The organism is Magnetococcales bacterium (assembly GCA_015232395.1).
Lineage (GTDB): Bacteria > Pseudomonadota > Magnetococcia > Magnetococcales > JADFZT01 > JADFZT01.
Map to the genome: position 1 here is coordinate 9,492 of JADFZT010000111.1, position 1,775 is coordinate 11,266.

Here is a 1,775-nt window from a genome sequence, read left to right on the forward strand (position 1 = left end):
CACATTCAAGGCCTGGGTTTTTACCGGGGCGGAGACCACTACTTTTTTGACCCCTTGATCAAAATAGGGTTGTACCGCTTCGGGGGTTTTGAACTTGCCGCTGCACTCCAGCACCAGGTCGATGCCCATGGATTTCCAATCGACGGCACCGGGGGTTTTTTCGCTGCTGTAGGTGATTTTGTGGCCGTCGATGGCAAAATGATCGGCTCCGCCGGTCACATCCGGCCCCCATTTGCCATGTACCGAGTCATATTTCAACAGATGCCCGGCACACACCGCATCCCCCTTGATTTCGTTGACATGGACAAATTCAAATTCGGACCCGCCCCAACCCGCCCGCAGACCCAAGCGTCCCATACGACCAAAGCCATTGATCCCCACACGAACCGCCATGATGCCCTCACTTTCTGCTGTATATCCGGATAGACGACTATAAAGATGAAAAAAAATGCTTAGCAGGAACCCGCTTCCCGATCCAAATTTTGCAGGCGTTCCAGATCGGTGGCCATGGTGGGTTCATTCTGGGCGTGACGGGCCAAAACGGCCAGCACCTCAGCCCGGAGAGATTCTTCCCCTCCTGCCAAGCGATAATGCATCCATAGCCCATCCCGACGACTCACCACCCAGCCGGAGTTGCGCAGGTAGGCCAAGTGCCGGGAAACCATGGATTGGGAAACCCCCAACACATTCACCAGATCACAGACACACACCTCCCCTCCCTGGGCTAGAAGGTGCAAAAGCCGCAGCCGGACGGGTTCGGAGAGGGCCTTAAAGAGCTGGGACCAACGTTCCATATTGTTCATGGGCGGCATGATATTCGCTTAGCCAAATATAGGCAAGTATTTATTTTTTAATTTCAGCCAGCCAGGAGATGTTTGCGTGGATTGGCAGCTCGGAGGGCGTTTCGGAGGCTGTTATCGGAGACGTGGGTATAGATTTCGGTCGTGGTGATGGAGCTGTGGCCCAAAAGTTTTTGCACGTGGCGGATATCGACGCCATTTTCCAGGAGTTGTGTGGCGGCGGAATGGCGTAGCATGTGGGGGGTTATTTTGCGTTCGATGCCGACTTCCTTGGCATAGGCGTGGAGATGACGACGTATGTAATCGGGGGTGACGGGTTTTCCTTTGACGGTAACGAGGAGGTGAGGGGTGGTGGGGGCGGTAAATTGACGCAAGGGGATGTAGCGTTCCATAAATCCGACGATTTCTGGATCCTCCAGAAACACCAACCGCTCCCGATTGCCTTTCCCTTTGATGGCGATGTTGCCTGAGGCAAGATCCATATCGGTAAGAAGTATCGAACACAGTTCCCCAACGCGAATTCCTGTGGTAAAAAGAAGTTCTGTAGCCAGTTGCAGGGTGATTTTTGGGAAGCGGCTACTTGAAAAGCGGAGGAGGGGACCTCTTGAAGAACCAAGCAACCTGCGAAGCTCATCAGGAGTGAGGTTCCTGGGAAGGCGTTTGGGGATGGTAATGGTGGGCCGAAACTTGTGAAAGGGATTCTCTTCAATATGGCCATTTTCCTCCAGCCAGCGGAAGAAGACTTTCAAAGTTGCCAGTTTTCTCTTGACACTTGCTGGTGAAAGACCTTTTTTTTGAATATTTATCAACCAACCAGAGATAGAATTAGTGGTAAAAATGTTTGCAAAATTTTCATTTCTGGCCCAAACATGAAAGTCAGTCAAATCTTTCCAATAAGCTTTATAAGAGTGAGAGGAAAGCCCCTTACTGTTGCAATGCTCAAGAAAGTTATTTATAAGAATGTTCAAGGCTGTT

General features: G+C 51.1%; 2 protein-coding genes and 1 pseudogene (1 of these 3 only partly in view). All 3 read right to left on the minus strand.

Going from position 1 to position 1,775, the window contains the following annotated elements; all coding sequences use genetic code 11:
• A pseudogene (locus HQL52_18765) lies at nt 1–393 on the minus strand (ArsJ-associated glyceraldehyde-3-phosphate dehydrogenase) (it extends 618 nt beyond the left edge of the window).
• 59 nt (nt 394–452) lie between these two features.
• Nucleotides 453–794: a metalloregulator ArsR/SmtB family transcription factor gene (locus HQL52_18770; GenBank protein ID MBF0371488.1), complete on the minus strand. Its 342-nt coding sequence runs from the start codon at nt 792–794 to the stop codon at nt 453–455.
• 62 nt (nt 795–856) lie between these two features.
• Nucleotides 857–1,775: tyrosine-type recombinase/integrase (locus HQL52_18775; protein ID MBF0371489.1), on the minus strand; the 919-nt coding region annotated here is incomplete at its 5' end.